The organism is Ruegeria sp. N4 (genome assembly GCF_056531425.1).
Map to the genome: position 1 here is coordinate 55,929 of NZ_JBQFLT010000004.1, position 15,674 is coordinate 71,602.

A 15,674-nucleotide genomic window follows, 5' to 3' on the forward strand; every position below is an offset into this window, starting at 1 on the left:
GGATCGGTCGCACCATACCCAGCTTCAAGATCGCGGGGCGACAACCATGGAACACGTAATGTTCATCCAATTGCGCGCCAAACCGGGCTATACACTGGCGCACGACCCGCAACGAACTAACTTATTATCTGGCGTTCTGACAGGGAGACGAAGACATGGCCATCAACTTAACACGCAGAGCGGCCCTGGGCGCCGCCGCAGCCCTTCCATTTGCATCCGCAACAACCCCGCTTTTGGCAGCCGGGGCCGAGACCAAGGCGAACTCGACCATCGCAAGATCGTTCCAGTTGGGCGATTTCACCGTCACAACGCTGCTGGACGGCAGTCTGCCGCGCGATGGCGCGCAAGAGATCTTTGGCGGCGGTGCATCCGACGAAGACTTTTCACGCGTCTCGGCGGAAAACTTCATTTCGCCCGATGTTGCGCAGTTCTTCTTTACGCCGACGCTGGTGAATACGGGGGCCGAGCTGGTTCTGTTCGACACCGGGCTTGGTCAGGGCGGCATTCAGGCGGCCCTCGCAGATGCCGGAGTGACACCGGATCAGATCGACGTCGTTGTCATCACCCATATGCATCCCGACCACATTGGCGGTATGACCACCAATGACGCTGAGACATTCCCCAATGCGCGCTATGTCACCGCCGCGCAGGAATATGACTTCTGGTCCGCTCAGGAGGCTGGCAACCGGGTCGGTGATCTGGTCGCGGCGAAAGTCACACCTTTGGCCGAGAAAATGACGTTCATCGAAGATGGCGGCGACGTTGTCTCTGGTGTGACGGCAATGGCGACGTTCGGCCATACGCCTGGCCATATGGTTTATCATCTGGAAAGTAATGGCCAGCGGCTGATCCTGACGGCAGACCTTGCCAATCACTATGTCTGGTCCTTCGCGCACCCCGAATGGGAGGTTCGTTTTGACATGGACAAGGCTGCAGCCACTGACTCCCGCCGCAAAATCCTGGGTCTGCTGGCCGCCGACAAGGTGCCGATGATCGGCTATCACATGCCGTTCCCGGCTGCCGGGTATGTCGAGACCCGCGGCGAAGGGTTCCGCTTTGTCCCGGTCAGCTATCAGATGATGGGCTGACGCCTCAATACCCGGGGTCCGGCCGCACCCTTGAGCCATCCGTGAAACGCGACAGGCGGAAGGCGGCCGGATCCACACAGGGCGTGGACTGCATCACCAGATCGGCCATCAGACGGCCTGCGCCGGGCCCGATGCCGAACCCATGACCGGAAAACCCGGTGGCGATGAACATGCCCGGGATATCCTCGACCCCCGAGATCACCGGAATCGCATCGGGCGTCACATCGATCAATCCGGCCCAGCTTTGCACCACTTCGGCCTGCTGCAGCGCCGGAAACGCCTTTGTCGCGTTGGCCCACGATGTGCGCAGGGCCTTCGGCGATGGCTCGGGGTCCAGAACGCGGCAATGTTCGAACGGGGTCACATCGGTAGGCACCCACGACCGGTCCTGCGCCGCCTCGGCTTTCCAACGACCAGAGAGCCGAAAGCGCAAGGATTTCCATTCCTGAAAAAACGCAGGCAGGAATTGCCACGCAAGGCGAAAGCTGTCGGGCACGATGTCATAGGTGTTTTGATGGGCCGAGGCGATGGAATACCCGCCATCCGCGCGTTTTCGGATTGCAAAGTCATCGGACCATAGCGCCGTTTCAGGCCCATCCTCGACAGGTGAGCTGCGCAGAACGGTGTTCAGCACTTTCAGCTGTGGCAGATCAATGCCTGCATTGCCCGCAAACAAGCGCGACCACGCACCGCCTGCCAGCACCACCCGGTCGCAGGCCACGCGCCCGCGTTCGGTGAACACGCCGGCAACGCGTCCGCCCTGCACGTCAAGGCTACGCACGGCGCAATTGGTCATGATCGCCGCACCCCGGTCGCGGGCCCCTTCGGCAATCGCAGGTGCCGCAAGCTGAGGTTCGGCGCGCCCGTCCTGCGGCATGTGCAGCGCGCAATCAAGTGTGCCGGTATAGCCGGGCAACATTTCCGCCAGTTCAGACGCTGGCACAATCCGCGCCCCGGTTTGCAATCCGTCCAAATGGCGCAGCCAGCGTTCCAGATTGCCGGCCTGCCGCGCCCCGGATGCGCCGAACAGAATGCCCGATTGCACATATCCGGTTTGCCGTCCAAGACGATTGTCCAGGTTTTGCCAGATGCGAGTGGCTTCCTGCATCAACGGAATTTCGCGCGGGTCACGCATCCCCAAACGCACCCAACCCCAATTGCGCGAGCTTTGTTCCCCTGCGATCTGCCCCTTTTCGCACAACAGGACGGACACGCCCCGCTCGGCCAGTTCCAGCGCGGTTGAAACGCCAATGATACCGCCACCAATCACGACGGTGTCTACGGATTTTGGCAGGGAAAGATCGGATTCAAATGGGGTCGGTTTGGGACCGGGCATCTACCGCTCATACTCAATTTATCAGAGTACAAGGATGCTGAACTTGCTGGTCCTGACAACAGGTTTTCAGCACAGCCCTATCAAATGTCCGGACGTGTGGCAGCCGCGCCAAAGCATGCGCCCGGCAGGTCACTTCAGGTTCTGACTCAGAATTAGGCGGCGCCGGACAGTTCAGCCCATTTCTGACGCAGTGACGCAGACAATCCGGCCTCTTTTGCGTCGGCCTGCGCCGAAACCTCTTTTTGCGATTTCAGATCGGGAAATTCCAGCCGCTGCGATGGTTCGGCCTTGTCTTCCGCTGCTTGTTCGCCAAGCAGGTCAGCAATGGCCGCGTCCAGCTTTTCTTCATCCAGTTCCTGCGCCGGAGATTCCATCGTTCTGTACTGCCACGGCGCGTGCAGAGACTTATCGTATTCCTCGTACATGTTAACACCACACTATTAACTCAGACATCCAACCCCGGATGCGCCGCACGAGACAAAAATCACTTGTCGAAAAACTGCGAACTCAACAGCAATGCGTCACATCCGCCCCACATTGGGCAACTTCCAAGCATAAATGTGGCAGAAAAATGTCAGCCGAACAAGGTTAAGAACCCCTTTGGGGCCAGGATTTCAACCTCAATGACCCCAAAATGGAAACAATATAAGGTCATGATGCGGAACTGTTTTTAGAAACAAGGCCGCGTATCGGCCTCAGCCCCGATCCCGCCAGCGATTCACGATGGGATAGCGCCTGTCCAGCCAGAACGCACGGCTGGTCAGACGGGTGCCGGGGGCAGACTGGAACCGCTTGTATTCGCTGACATAGACCAGATGCTCGACCTTGCGGGCGTCCTGCTCTTCATACCCGGCGGCGACACAATCGGCGATGGAACCGTCCTGATCCACCAGAATGTTCAGAATACCGTCCAGCACCGGATAATCCGGCAGGCTGTCGCTGTCTTTCTGATCCTCGCGCAGCTCTGCACTTGGGGGTTTGTCGATGACCGAGGGGCGAATGACCTCACCCTCCGGGCCCATCATCCACGCACGGTGATTGGCATTGCGCCAGCGGCAGGTCTCGAACACGCGGGTCTTGTAAAGGTCCTTGATCGGGTTGTAGCCGCCATTCATGTCCCCGTAGATCGTGGCATAGCCCACCGCGACCTCGGATTTGTTGCCCGTGGTCAGCAACATCTCGCCAAATTTGTTCGAGATCGCCATCAGCAGTACACCGCGCAAGCGGGACTGGATGTTCTCTTCGGTCAGGTCCGCGTCGCGCCCTTCAAACAGCGGGGCCAGCGTATCCGTTACCGCAGCCCGGCTGTCCGAAATCGGAACAAAGTCGTAATGCACGCCCAGCGCCTTGGCGACCGCCTCGGCATCGCCCAGCGAGGCCTGGCTGGTGTATTCCGACGGCAGCATCACGCAGCGCACATTCTCTGCCCCGATAGCATCCACAGCAATGGCCGCGACCAGAGCGGAATCTACACCGCCCGACAGACCCAGTAGCGCCTTTTTGAAACCGGTTTTCCCCATGTAATCGCGTAAGGATTCCACCATGGCGCGGTAATCCTGTTCCCACGCATCGGGTTGAGGCACAATCTCGGCGGGGATGATCCGCCAGCCGTCATCGCCCCGCTCAAGATCCACATGGGTGACGGTTTCGTCAAAAACCGGCATGCGGAAGGCCAGCTCTCCGCCCGGGTTCAGGCCGAACGTGGCACCGTCGAACACCTGATCGTCCTGCCCGCCCACCATATTCAGGTAGATCAGCGGCAGGCCGGTTTCGACCACCCGCGCGACCATATGGTTCAAGCGCACATCGTATTTGTCCCGGAAATAAGGCGAGCCATTGGGGATCAGCAGAAACTCGGCCCCGGTTTCTTCCAGCGTTTCGGCGACATCCGGGTGCCAGCTATCCTCGCAGATCGGGCTGCCGATGCGCGAGTTCCCGACCGAATACGGCCCGCCCAGAGGGCCGGAATCATACAGGCGCACCTCGTCAAAAACCGTCTCGTTCGGCAGATGGTGTTTCAGCACTTTGCTGGTGATCCGCCCGCCTTTGAGGATCAGATAGGCGTTGAACAGGCTGTCATTCTCGGCCCAAGGTCCACCAATCGCCACAGCCGGGCCATCCGCGCATTGCGCGGCCAGATCCTGCACCGCTGCCATCGCGGCACGGTGAAACACAGGTTTCAGGATCAGGTCCTGCGTGTTGTACCCGGTGATGAACATCTCGGGAAACGCCACAAGATCGGCCCCGGCCTCGCGGGCTTGCTCGCACACGGCCAAGGCCTTGGCTGCGTTGCCCTCGATATCGCCCACGGTGGGGTTAAGCTGTGCCAGAGTGATGCGGAAACGGTCGGCCATGCTGCCCTCTTGCCCTCGTCAGTCCTACTGCATTTAGCAGATCGTTGCGCGAGTGAAAGACCAATGCCGCAAAAGCCGTTGCTCTGACCTGTGCGGTCCCTTATTTTTGCGCCAACCAAAGCGAAAACGATCACCGGGCAGGCAGGACGATACATGAAGCTGATCCGCAACTCTCTCACGGTCGGGATTCTGTCCCTGACGATGACGGCCGCATTTGCCCAGGACGGGACGGTGATCACCAAGGATGACGAGGTCGGCGGCGTCTATGAGGGCACGTTCGAAAACGGGCTGCGCCATGGCACCGGAACCTACCGCCTACCCAACGGGTTTGAATATACCGGCGAATGGGTCGAAGGCGTCATTCAGGGCCAGGGCACGGCGCGTTTTGCCGACGGGTCGGTCTATGTCGGGCAATTCGCCGAAGGCAAGCCCGAGGGTCAGGGCAAGATCAGCTATGCCGATGGCGGTTCCTACGAAGGCGAATGGCAAGGTGGCGGCATCAACGGCACCGGTGTTGCGGAATACGCCAGCGGCGTGCGTTACGAGGGTGAGTTTAAGGACTCGCGCCACCATGGCACGGGCAAGCGCACGGACCCCAGCGGCTATGTCTACGACGGCGATTGGGTTGATGGCCAAATGCAGGGCAAGGCCAGGATCACCTATCCGGACGGGTCGGTTTACGACGGCGACGTGCAGCAGGGCCAACGCCATGGGCGGGGTCTTTGGATCCAGTCGGACGGTCTGGAATATGACGGCCAGTGGGTCGAGAACTTGATGACCGGCACCGGGCGAATGACGCTGGCCAATGGCGATGTCTACGAAGGCGAAGTTGCGAAAGGCCGCCGTCAGGGCAAGGGCAAAGAAACCTACGCCAATGGCAGCGTCTACGAGGGCGACTATGAAGACGACCGCCGCGATGGCAAGGGCACCTTCGTTGGCACCGATGGCTACCGCTATTCCGGGGAATGGTCGCAAGGCCAGATCGAAGGCTTTGGCGAGATCACCTATCCGGACGGCTCGGCCTATATCGGTGAGCTGAGCGCAGATCTGCCGCACGGCAAGGGCCAAAGCACATATGCCGACGGAACCGTCTATGACGGCGACTGGATTGCCGGGGTATTTGAGGGGCGTGGCACGGCGACCTACCCCAATGGCACGGTCTATTCAGGCCAGTTCCGCAACGCCCTGAGCCATGGCACCGGCACGGTCACCTTTGCCAATGGGTATCGCTATGAAGGCGAATGGATCGACGGTGCGCGGCAAGGCAAAGGAAAATCAACCTTTGCCGACGGCACGGTGTACGAGGGCGATTTCATCGATGGCGCACGCCATGGAAAGGGAACGATCACGGCCCCCAGCGGCTTTACCTACACCGGCGACTGGTTTGACGGCAAAATAACCGGTGTAGGCGTGGCAACCTATGCTTCGGGCGATGTGTATGAGGGCGGCTTTTTCGAAAACAAACGTCAGGGACAGGGCACCATGCGCTATGCCAACGGGCAAGAGCAATCGGGCCTTTGGGACAACGACGCCCTGTCGTCAGAGGGTGCAGCACCCACCGAGGGCGCGCCAGACGCAGAACCGGATGCGCCAAGCGCCGGGGAACCGGAAACCGAGGCCCCCGCGGATAACTGACCTGCTACCAGGGCACCCGCTTCCCGGCCCAGTCGAAGAATCCGCCCGTGTCGTCTTGGGTCAGCGCCCCCGTTACGTGCAGCAGGTTTTCGGCAGCCTCCTCCGGCGCGACAGCGGGATGTCGGCCCAGATATTTCCGCGTGAACTCGGTTTTGACCGTTCCGGGATGCAAGGCGACGCAAATCGCCTGTTTGTGCGTCCGGGCCAACTCGATAGACGCCGTGTGAACCACCTGATTAACCGCAGCCTTGGCCGCGCGATAGCTGACCCATCCGCCCATTCGATTGTCGCCAATCGATCCGACCCGCGCTGACAAAACCGCAATCACGGATCGCCTGTCGCGCGGCAGCAACCGATGCGCCCGGCCAAGGATCAGCGCAGGGCCGACCGTATTCAGAGCATACTGATCCATCATGGCCCGCGCCGTCACAGCGCGCATGGTTTTCTCGGGCTGCGCGCCATTGATCTCCAATGCGCCTGACGCGACCAGGACCAGATCGAACGGCCCCTGCAGGTCATCCAGACGCGCCAACGCCACCTCGGGCCGGGTCAGATCGAACCCGTCGTGCGACCGGGACAGGCCGGTCACCGCCACGCGCTGTGCCACAAGCCGGTCGCAGATTGCGCCGCCGATCCCCCCGGATGCACCAATGATCAAAGCTGTCTTCATACCGCCCCACCTAGCGGCAGCACAGATGGGTTCAACACGCAAAGCAAAAGAAACCGGGGCAAATCCGCAAAGCCTGAAAATTGGTTCTTTTCATTCCCCTTCTGCTCTGTATAAGTTTCGCCCATGATCAACCGCGCAGATATCCCTTTTGCCGACACCGCCTTTGGCGGTACGTCGCTGCGTGGCCTACTGATCCTAATCCGCCTCTGAGCGTGCCATCCGGCGCGCCCGCTCAGAGGAGGACGCCCGCGCGCCATAGGCTTTAGGACAGAAGAAGAAAGAGAAATCCCATGACCAACGTGACCGACCAAGACCGCGTCTTGATCTTCGATACCACTTTGCGCGACGGCGAGCAGAGCCCCGGCGCCACCATGACCCATGAAGAAAAGCTGGAAATCGCCGAACTGCTGGACGAGATGGGCGTCGACATCATCGAGGCGGGTTTTCCCATCGCCTCGGAAGGCGATTTCAAAGCCGTCACCGAAATTTCCCAGCGCGCCAAGAACAGCCGCATTTGCGGTCTGGCCCGCGCCAATTTCAACGATATCGACCGGTGCTGGGAGGCGATCAAACACGCCGAGAAAAGCCGCATTCACACATTTATCGGCACCTCTCCGCTGCACCGCGCCATTCCGAACCTGACCCAGGACGAGATGGCCGAGAAAATCCACGACACGGTCACCCATGCCCGCAATCTGTGCGAAAACGTGCAATGGTCGCCGATGGATGCAACGCGGACCGAGTGGGATTACCTGTGCCGTGTGATCGAGATTGCGATCAAGGCGGGTGCGACCACGATCAACATCCCCGACACGGTGGGCTACACCGCACCGCTGGAATCGGCAGATTTGATCAAGCGTCTGATCGCAACCGTGCCCGGCGCGGATGAGGTCGTGTTTGCGACCCACTGCCACAACGATCTGGGTATGGCGACGGCAAACTCACTGGCGGCCGTCATCGGCGGCGCGCGTCAGATCGAATGCACCATCAACGGTCTGGGTGAGCGTGCGGGCAACACTGCGCTGGAAGAGGTCGTGATGGCCATGCGCACGCGCAACGATATCATGCCCTACCACACCGGTATCGATACCACCAAGATCATGCATATCTCACGCCGGGTCGCCACCGTGTCGGGCTTTAACGTGCAGTTCAACAAGGCCATCGTCGGCAAGAACGCATTTGCCCATGAAAGCGGCATCCATCAGGACGGGATGCTGAAGAACCGTGACAATTTCGAGATCATGCGACCCGAAGATGTTGGTCTGACGGGGACATCCCTGCCGCTGGGCAAACATTCGGGCCGCGCCGCCTTGCGCGACAAACTTGAGACACTGGGTTTTGAGGTCGGCGACAACCAGCTGCGCGATATCTTTGTCCGCTTCAAGGACCTGGCGGACCGCAAGAAAGAGGTCTTTGACGACGACCTGATCGCCCTGATGACACTGGACGAGGCGGATGACTACCTGCAACTGGTGTCGATGAAGGTCACCTGCGGCACTGGCGGACAGGCCGAGTCGACGGTCGAGCTGGAGATGGACGGCAAGGACATCATCGCGACCGAACATGGCGACGGACCCGTCGATGCCACCTTCAAGGCGATCCGTGCGATTTACCCCAACAAAGCGCATTTGCAACTGTATCAGGTGCACGCCGTGACCGAAGGCACGGACGCGCAAGCCACCGTCTCGGTGCGTCTGGAAGAAGACGGCATGATCGCCACCGGTCAATCTGCGAACACAGATACCGTCGTGGCCTCGGCCAAGGCGTATATCCACGCGCTGAACCGTCTGATCATGCGGCGTGAGAAAACAGGCCCCGGCGCCGATACGCGCGAGATCAGTTACAAGGACCTGACCTAAACAGACCAAAGGCTCCCGCACCCGCGGCGGCCCGGCTTCGCCGACCCTTCTTGGGTTTTGGGCCCGGCAGCGCGCCGCAGGCGCGCTGCCGGGCCCAACTCGGTTGACGGCATCTTTGATGCTGGCAAGCGAGGCGGGAGACCCCTTTGCCGCACCAGCTTTCAAAGGGTTTTGAACAAGTCCGTCAGTCTCTGGGCTTCGTCGCTCAGGCCAAACGGCGCGTTGACCACGAACATGCCGGATCCGATCATGCGATGATCCTTTCGCGCCGCCGGAAAGGTCACCTCGTGCCGCATCGCTTTGGGTAAGTTCTGCCGAACCAATGCATCGACCATCTGTTGTTGGCGGCTATCCCGCAAGATCGGATACCAAAGCGCGATGACCCCGACATTCCATTTGCGATGCAGCTTGGCGATGATACCCGGCAGGCGATCATACTCTGATTTCACCTCATAACTCGGATCGATCAGCAGCATCCCCCGGCGCGGCGTGGGCGGCAGCAGGGACTGCGCCAGATTATACCCGTCCTGCTTGTAGACCCTAACGCTGCCCCCCGGCACAGCCTGCGACAGCGCAGCATGTTCCTGCGGATGCAGTTCGGCAAAATGCAAACTGTCCTGTGGTCTGAGCAAACTTGTCGCAATCAGGGGTGATCCCGGATAACACGCCGACCCAAATCTGGACCGCGTCGCCTCGATAGCCTGCGTCAGCGGATGCGATGCCTCGAACCATTCGCCCCGCTGCACCCGCTCAATCCCCGCCGCCGCTTCACCCGTCTTGCGCGCCTCGTCTGAATCCAGCCGGTACACCCCGCGCCCGGAGTGGGTTTCCACATAGGTCAGCGGCTTGTCCTTGCCGGTCAGATAGGACAGCGTCCAGGCCAGCAATGCGTGCTTTTGCACATCCGCCAGATTCCCGGCGTGGTAAATATGTTGATATGAGAGCATGTTGCCTTCTAAAGTCCCTGCAAATGAGGCGAAAAGGTGCTGATTGTCGCGGAATCAGCCCTTTTACCGGGCGAGTTGGCACCCTATAAGTCATCCGTCCCGGAACCGTCGAGTCGCGGGCAGTAGAAAAACCGACATACAGGATCAGGGGAAACATGGGGATCTTTGGCAATCTGGGCGGCCTGTTCACAGCGGACATGGCTATCGACCTTGGGACAGCAAACACGCTGGTTTATGTCAAAGGTCGCGGTGTGATCCTGTCTGAACCTTCGGTTGTGGCCTATCACGTCAAGGACGGCGTAAAAAAGGTTCTGGCCGTCGGAGAAGACGCCAAGCTGATGCTGGGCCGGACCCCCGGTTCCATCGAGGCGATCCGCCCGATGCGCGAGGGCGTGATTGCAGATTTCGACACCGCCGAGGAGATGATCAAGCATTTCATCCGCAAGGTGCACAAACGCTCGACCTTCTCAAAACCCAAGATCATCGTCTGCGTCCCTCATGGCGCGACACCCGTTGAAAAGCGCGCGATCCGTCAGTCGGTTCTGTCCGCAGGCGCGCGCCGCGCCGGTCTGATTGCCGAACCGATTGCGGCGGCCATTGGCGCAGGGATGCCGATCACCGATCCGACCGGCAACATGGTCGTCGATATCGGCGGCGGCACCACCGAGGTTGCGGTTCTGTCGCTGGGCGACATCGTCTACGCCCGTTCGGTCCGCGTTGGTGGCGACCGGATGGACGAGGCCATCATCTCGTACCTGCGGCGCCAGCAGAACCTGCTGGTCGGTGAATCCACCGCTGAACGGATCAAGACCACCATCGGCACCGCCCGGATGCCCGATGATGGCCGTGGCCAGTCGATGCATATCCGCGGCCGCGACCTGCTGAACGGCGTGCCCAAGGAAATCGAGATCAGCCAGGCCCAGGTGGCCGAGGCCCTGTCGGAGCCCGTCCAACAGATCTGCGAGGCGGTGATGACCGCGCTGGAAACGACCCCGCCCGATCTGGCGGCGGATATTGTGGACCGCGGCGTGATGCTGACCGGCGGCGGCGCGCTGCTGGGCGATCTGGATCTGGCCCTGCGCGAACAAACCGGTCTGGCCGTGTCGATTGCCGATGAAAGCCTGAATTGTGTGGCTTTGGGCACCGGCAAGGCGCTAGAATACGAAAAACAGCTGCGCCACGCGATTGACTACGAAAGCTAAGGCGCGCACCCTTTGCACATAGGGTAAATTCGGCACGAGCAGCACGGGAAGGTAACCTGTGGCAAAAGACCGATCACAGCGCGATGACTACACGACCCCGCTGCGGCGTCTGCTTCTGGGGATCGTTGTGCTGTGCCTGTTGGGCATCTTTGTCGTCTGGCGGATCGATAGCCCTCGGGTTGAGCGTTTCCGCGCTCAGGTGGTGGACGCCGTTGTCCCCTCGATGGAATGGGCGATGGTGCCGGTGACGGCGACCGTCAATCTGGTGCGCGATTTCCAAAGCTATCAACGCCTGAGCGAACAGAACCGCGAGCTGCGGTCGGAACTTCGCCTGATGCGCGCCTGGAAAGAGGCCGCGCTGCAGTTGGAACAAGAAAACGCGCGCCTGCTGGATTTGAACAATGTGCGCCTTGACCCGCGCCTGACCTATATCACCGGGGTTGTGATGGCCGATAGCGGCTCACCCTTCCGGCAGTCCGTTCTGCTGAATGTGGGCGAGCGTGACGGGATCGTCGATGGCTGGGCCACAATGGACGGGATCGGGCTGGTCGGGCGGATTTCGGGCGTGGGGCCGGATACGGCGCGTGTCATTCTGCTGACCGATGCCTCCAGCGCCATTCCCGCGACCATCCAGCCATCGGGGCAAACGGCCCTGATCGCCGGCGACAACACCCCGGCCCCAGCCGTCGAATTCCTTGAAAACCGCGAGCTTGTGCGCCCCGGCGACCGGGTGATTACCTCGGGCGATGGGGGCGTATTCCCCGCCGGTCTGCTGATCGGCCAGATTGCCGCAGACCCGGGCGGTCGCCTGCGCGTGCGCCTGTCCGCCGACTTCGAGCGGCTGGAGTTTCTGCGGGTTCTGCGGTTCAACGCGGCGCCCTCGATCCGCGATCCCGGTGGCATTGTCGGTCCGGCACGCCCCGAAGCCGCTCTGACACCCAATGAGGCCGGCGATGGATAAACCTGCCTCACATAACTGGGCGATGCGGGGGCTTTACGTGGTGTTGGCGTTTCTGGTCCTGTTCCTGCACCTTCTGCCGCTGAACGCGCAACCGGATCGCTGGCCCTTTCCGGATGTCATGATCGCGCTGACCTTTGCATGGGTGCTGCGACGCCCGGATTACGTACCGACCTTTCTGATCGCCGCCGTGATGCTGATGGCCGACCTGCTGTTGCAACGCCCGCCCGGATTACTGGCCGCATTGGTGGTTCTGGGTGCGGCCTACCTGCGCTCGGCAGCACCTGGCATGCGGGATGCGGGTTTTGTGGGTGAATGGATGTCGGTCGGCATGGTCACAACTGCCGTATTTCTTGGAAACCGCGTTATTCTGGCCGTCCTGTCCGTTGATCAGGCTGCCTTTGCGCCCGTCCTATTTCAGCTGGTCGTGACGATTGTGGCCTATCCGGCAATTGTTCTGCTCAGCCAGTCCGTCTTTGGCGTGCGACGGATGTCGGCAGCAGATGTCAGTGTTGCGGGGGCGCGGGCATGAAGCCACGCAAGACCAAAACCCAGGGCCTTGCCTATAAACGCCTGCCGCGCCGGGCCTTGATACTGGGCGGGCTGCAAGCCGCCTTTGTCGGCGGGCTGGCGGCGCGGATGCGGTTCATGCAGGTCGATCAGGCCGATCAATACCGCCTTCTGGCCGAAGAAAACCGCATCAATATCCGCCTGATCCCACCCACTCGCGGGCGGATCTACGACCGCAACGGGCAGATCATCGGGCAGAACACGCCGTCCTACCGTATCGTCATCGTGCGCGAGGATGCAGGCGACGTCGACAAGGTGATCGCCGAGCTGTCCAGCATAATCCCTCTGAACGAGGACGAGATCGAACGCGCCAAGACCGAGATGCGCCGCTCGGCCCCGTTCCTGCCGGTGACATTGGCCGATCAGGTAACGTGGGAGGACATTTCGAAAGTTGCGGTGAACGCCCCCGCCCTGCCCGGTGTCACGCCCGAGGTCGGATCGACCCGGCAATACCCCCGATACGAGGATTTCGCCCATATCGTCGGTTATGTCGGCCCCGTCAGCGATTATGATCTCAGCCAGATTGAAGATCCCGAACCGGTGCTGCGCATCCCGCGCTTCCAGATCGGCAAGGTCGGATTGGAAGCCAAACAGGAGATCTCGCTGCGTGGTCGGGCCGGCTCCAAACGGATCGAGGTTAACGCTTCGGGCCGAGTGATGCGTGAATTGGACCGGCAGGAGGGTCAGCCCGGTGCCGACCTTCAGCTCTCGGTCGATGCGGACCTGCAGCAATATGCGCAAGCCCGACTGGCTGGTGAAAGCGCCGCCGCTGTGGTCATCGACTGCGAAACCGGCGATCTGCGCGCGATGGCCTCGGCCCCCAGCTTTGACCCCAACCTGTTCGTCCGCGGAATCTCGGTCGCGGATTACCAAATACTGACGCAGGACAAGTACCGCCCATTGGCCAACAAAACGGTGCAGGGCACCTATCCGCCAGGCTCCACCTTTAAGATGGTCACCGCTCTGGCAGCACTTGAGGCTGGTGTCATCGGTCCTGGCAATACCGTCTATTGCCCCGGCCACCTGAAGGTCGGCAGCCGCCGCTTCCACTGCTGGAAACGCGGCGGTCATGGCATGGTCGATCTGAATACATCGCTAAAACGCAGTTGTGACGTGTATTATTACGACGTGGCGATCAAGGTCGGCATCGACAAAATCTCTGAGATGTCCAACATCCTTGGCCTGGGTATCAAGCATGACATCCCCATGTCCGCCGTGCGCGCCGGACTGGCACCCAATCAGGCATGGAAACAGCGGGTCCATGGCGAGGAATGGCTGATCGGTGATACCGCCAACGCGTCCATCGGGCAGGGCTTCATGCTCGCCTCGCCCATGCAACTGGCCGTGATGACCGCACGGATCGCCACCGGACGCGCCGTGTCGCCCCGTCTGGTGCGATCGATCAACGGGGTCGAACAACCCTCGGGCGCGGGTGAACCTTTGGCGATCAAACCGGCGAATCTTCGTTATATTCGCGAGGCCATGTGGTCGGTTTCGAACGACCGGCGCGGGACGGCATATCGCAGCCGGATCATCGCGGATGACTTCCGCATGGCGGGCAAGACCGGAACCAGCCAGGTCCGCAACATCACCAAGGCCGAACGGGCCGCAGGCGTAATCCGCAACGAGGACCTGCCTTGGGAACGCCGAGATCACGCCCTGTTCGTCAGTTTTGCGCCCTACGACAATCCCAAATACGCGATTGCAGTGGTGGTGGAACATGGCGGTGGCGGATCGAAAGCAGCGGCCCCGGTTGCACGAGATATCATGCTACAGGCACTCTACAAGGGCACCCCGCCGCTTGAGGCGTACCCGGTCGCGGATCGGGACCGTATTAAAGAGCAGCAAAAGAGGCTTGAAGGCGATCGCCGCCCCAAAGCGCGTCCTGACGAAAAGGATCGCGCATGAGCTATCTTGAGTATAACGTCAAATCGACGCCATCGGGGTTCCGCAAGTTCCTGTATATGAACTGGCCCCTGACCTTGTTGCTGATCAGCACGGCCAGCGCCGGGTTCCTGATGCTCTATTCCGTGGCAGGCGGGTCCTGGACGCCCTGGGCCGAACCTCAGATGGAGCGGTTTGGTCTGGGCTTAACTGTGATGTTTATCATCGCGCTTGTACCGATCTGGTTCTGGCGAAATATGTCGGTGCTGGCTTATCTGGGTTCCATCGCTCTGCTGGTATTTGTCGAGCTTTTTGGAACCATAGGTATGGGCGCTCAGCGCTGGATAGATCTTGGTTTCATGCGGCTGCAACCGTCCGAGGTGATGAAAGTCGCATTGGTCATGGTGCTGGCGGCTTATTACGATTGGCTGCCTTCTCACAAAACTTCTCGCCCGCTCTGGGTGATCATTCCGGTGATCCTTATCCTTATCCCGACCTTCATGGTCTTACGGCAACCGGACCTTGGCACCTCGATCCTGTTGCTGGCCGCCGGTGGCGGGTTGATGTTTTTGGCAGGTGTGCATTGGGCCTATTTTGCGGCGGTAATAGCGGCCGTGGCGGGGCTGATTGCCGCTGTCTTCAATAGCCGGGGAACCGAATGGCAGTTGCTGAAAGACTATCAGTTTCGCCGCATCGACACATTTCTTGATCCTTCATCCGATCCACTTGGCGACGGATACCATATCACCCAATCAAAGATCGCGCTTGGGTCTGGTGGCTGGAACGGTCGGGGGTTCATGCAAGGCACTCAATCGCGCCTGAATTTCCTGCCTGAAAAGCACACCGATTTCATCTTCACCACGCTGGCCGAGGAATTCGGCTTTGTTGGCGGCATCACCCTGTTGATACTCTATGCCCTGATCCTGATCTTCTGCATGGTCACGGCGCTTTCGACCAAGGATCGGTTCTCGTCACTGGTGGTGCTGGGGATTGCGCTGAACTTCTTCCTGTTCTTTGCGGTCAACATGTCGATGGTGATGGGGCTGGCCCCGGTTGTGGGTGTGCCGCTGCCAATGGTCAGCTATGGCGGATCGGCCATGCTGGTCCTGATGGCAGCCTTCGGCATTGTCCAAAGCGCGCATATCCACCGCCCCCGCTGATCTGAAAGGCC

The 15,674-nt window shown here is 60.5% G+C and carries 13 protein-coding genes; 8 read left to right on the forward strand and 5 right to left on the reverse strand.

The genetic code is table 11. From position 1 onward, the window contains the following. Positions 1 to 155 precede the first annotated feature (155 nt). Entirely contained in the window at positions 156 to 1,088 is a 933-nt protein-coding gene (locus tag ACR0LW_RS08140; RefSeq protein WP_480882205.1) for an MBL fold metallo-hydrolase, read from the forward strand. Between the two features lie 4 nt (positions 1,089 to 1,092). Here the strand turns inward: ACR0LW_RS08140 and ACR0LW_RS08145 are convergent, their stop codons facing one another. The 3 genes from ACR0LW_RS08145 to ACR0LW_RS08155 form a co-directional block, all read right to left on the reverse strand. Then, on the reverse strand, positions 1,093 to 2,424 hold the full coding sequence (locus ACR0LW_RS08145) for an NAD(P)/FAD-dependent oxidoreductase (protein WP_480882206.1): 1,332 nt from the start codon (positions 2,422 to 2,424) through the stop codon (positions 1,093 to 1,095). 152 nt (positions 2,425 to 2,576) lie between these two features. Then, a complete protein-coding gene (locus ACR0LW_RS08150) occupies positions 2,577 to 2,849 on the reverse strand; it encodes a hypothetical protein (RefSeq protein WP_170455532.1) in 273 nt (90 codons plus the stop codon). Positions 2,850 to 3,119: 270 nt separating this feature from the next. After that, a complete protein-coding gene (locus tag ACR0LW_RS08155) occupies positions 3,120 to 4,778 on the reverse strand; it encodes an NAD+ synthase (RefSeq protein WP_480882207.1) in 1,659 nt (552 codons plus the stop codon). 153 nt (positions 4,779 to 4,931) lie between these two features. On the opposite strand from ACR0LW_RS08155, the gene ACR0LW_RS08160 reads away from it, so the two are divergent. Next, the gene (locus ACR0LW_RS08160; RefSeq protein ID WP_480882208.1) at positions 4,932 to 6,413 is read left to right on the forward strand and encodes an MORN repeat-containing protein; all 1,482 of its coding nucleotides are present in this window, start codon (positions 4,932 to 4,934) and stop codon (positions 6,411 to 6,413) included. Between the two features lie 4 nt (positions 6,414 to 6,417). Here the strand turns inward: ACR0LW_RS08160 and ACR0LW_RS08165 are convergent, their stop codons facing one another. Continuing rightward, positions 6,418 to 7,083, reverse strand: a complete 666-nt coding sequence (locus tag ACR0LW_RS08165; protein ID WP_480882209.1) for an SDR family NAD(P)-dependent oxidoreductase — start codon at positions 7,081 to 7,083, stop codon at positions 6,418 to 6,420. A 290-nt stretch (positions 7,084 to 7,373) separates the two neighbouring features. Between ACR0LW_RS08165 and ACR0LW_RS08170 the strand changes: the two genes are divergently transcribed. Further along, a complete protein-coding gene (locus tag ACR0LW_RS08170; protein WP_170633205.1) occupies positions 7,374 to 8,942 on the forward strand; it encodes a 2-isopropylmalate synthase in 1,569 nt (522 codons plus the stop codon). A 161-nt stretch (positions 8,943 to 9,103) separates the two neighbouring features. Here ACR0LW_RS08170 and ACR0LW_RS08175 read toward each other — a convergent pair whose 3' ends face one another. Further along, positions 9,104 to 9,889 carry a 23S rRNA (adenine(2030)-N(6))-methyltransferase RlmJ gene (locus ACR0LW_RS08175; RefSeq protein ID WP_480882210.1) on the reverse strand — a complete coding sequence of 262 codons (786 nt, stop codon included), beginning with the start codon at positions 9,887 to 9,889 and terminating at the stop codon, positions 9,104 to 9,106. Positions 9,890 to 10,044: 155 nt separating this feature from the next. On the opposite strand from ACR0LW_RS08175, the gene ACR0LW_RS08180 reads away from it, so the two are divergent. Genes ACR0LW_RS08180 through rodA form a run of 5 tightly spaced genes read left to right on the forward strand, consistent with a single transcriptional unit; the run spans position 10,045 to position 15,663 of the window. Continuing rightward, positions 10,045 to 11,091, forward strand: coding sequence for a rod shape-determining protein (locus ACR0LW_RS08180; RefSeq protein ID WP_039523195.1), 1,047 nt, complete (start codon positions 10,045 to 10,047; stop codon positions 11,089 to 11,091). Between the two features lie 58 nt (positions 11,092 to 11,149). Further along, positions 11,150 to 12,052 (forward strand): rod shape-determining protein MreC, encoded by a 903-nt coding sequence (mreC, locus tag ACR0LW_RS08185; protein WP_170455545.1) that lies wholly within the window; start codon positions 11,150 to 11,152, stop codon positions 12,050 to 12,052. Next, on the forward strand, positions 12,045 to 12,581 hold the full coding sequence (locus tag ACR0LW_RS08190) for a rod shape-determining protein MreD (RefSeq protein ID WP_480882212.1): 537 nt from the start codon (positions 12,045 to 12,047) through the stop codon (positions 12,579 to 12,581). Before mreC ends, ACR0LW_RS08190 begins: the two co-directional genes overlap by 8 nt. Continuing rightward, positions 12,578 to 14,527, forward strand: coding sequence for a penicillin-binding protein 2 (gene mrdA / locus ACR0LW_RS08195; protein ID WP_480882213.1), 1,950 nt, complete (start codon positions 12,578 to 12,580; stop codon positions 14,525 to 14,527). The genes ACR0LW_RS08190 and mrdA overlap by 4 nt, the downstream gene beginning before the upstream one ends. Beyond that, positions 14,524 to 15,663: a rod shape-determining protein RodA gene (gene rodA / locus ACR0LW_RS08200; protein ID WP_480882214.1), complete on the forward strand. Its 1,140-nt coding sequence runs from the start codon at positions 14,524 to 14,526 to the stop codon at positions 15,661 to 15,663. Before mrdA ends, rodA begins: the two co-directional genes overlap by 4 nt. Positions 15,664 to 15,674: the final 11 nt, after the last annotated feature.

Bases quoted from the DNA above. Each gene is read 5' to 3' on its own strand.
- ACR0LW_RS08160 (WP_480882208.1), top strand. From the start codon at position 4,932: ATGAAGCTGATCCGCAACTCTCTCACGGTCGGGATTCTGTCCCTGACG.
- ACR0LW_RS08175 (WP_480882210.1), bottom strand. From the start codon at position 9,889: ATGCTCTCATATCAACATATTTACCACGCCGGGAATCTGGCGGATGTG.
- ACR0LW_RS08170 (WP_170633205.1), top strand. From the start codon at position 7,374: ATGACCAACGTGACCGACCAAGACCGCGTCTTGATCTTCGATACCACT.
- ACR0LW_RS08190 (WP_480882212.1), top strand. From the start codon at position 12,045: ATGGATAAACCTGCCTCACATAACTGGGCGATGCGGGGGCTTTACGTG.
- ACR0LW_RS08155 (WP_480882207.1), bottom strand. From the start codon at position 4,778: ATGGCCGACCGTTTCCGCATCACTCTGGCACAGCTTAACCCCACCGTG.
- ACR0LW_RS08140 (WP_480882205.1), top strand. From the start codon at position 156: ATGGCCATCAACTTAACACGCAGAGCGGCCCTGGGCGCCGCCGCAGCC.
- rodA (WP_480882214.1), top strand. From the start codon at position 14,524: ATGAGCTATCTTGAGTATAACGTCAAATCGACGCCATCGGGGTTCCGC.
- ACR0LW_RS08180 (WP_039523195.1), top strand. From the start codon at position 10,045: ATGGGGATCTTTGGCAATCTGGGCGGCCTGTTCACAGCGGACATGGCT.
- ACR0LW_RS08145 (WP_480882206.1), bottom strand. From the start codon at position 2,424: ATGCCCGGTCCCAAACCGACCCCATTTGAATCCGATCTTTCCCTGCCA.
- mrdA (WP_480882213.1), top strand. From the start codon at position 12,578: ATGAAGCCACGCAAGACCAAAACCCAGGGCCTTGCCTATAAACGCCTG.
- ACR0LW_RS08150 (WP_170455532.1), bottom strand. From the start codon at position 2,849: ATGTACGAGGAATACGATAAGTCTCTGCACGCGCCGTGGCAGTACAGA.
- ACR0LW_RS08165 (WP_480882209.1), bottom strand. From the start codon at position 7,083: ATGAAGACAGCTTTGATCATTGGTGCATCCGGGGGGATCGGCGGCGCA.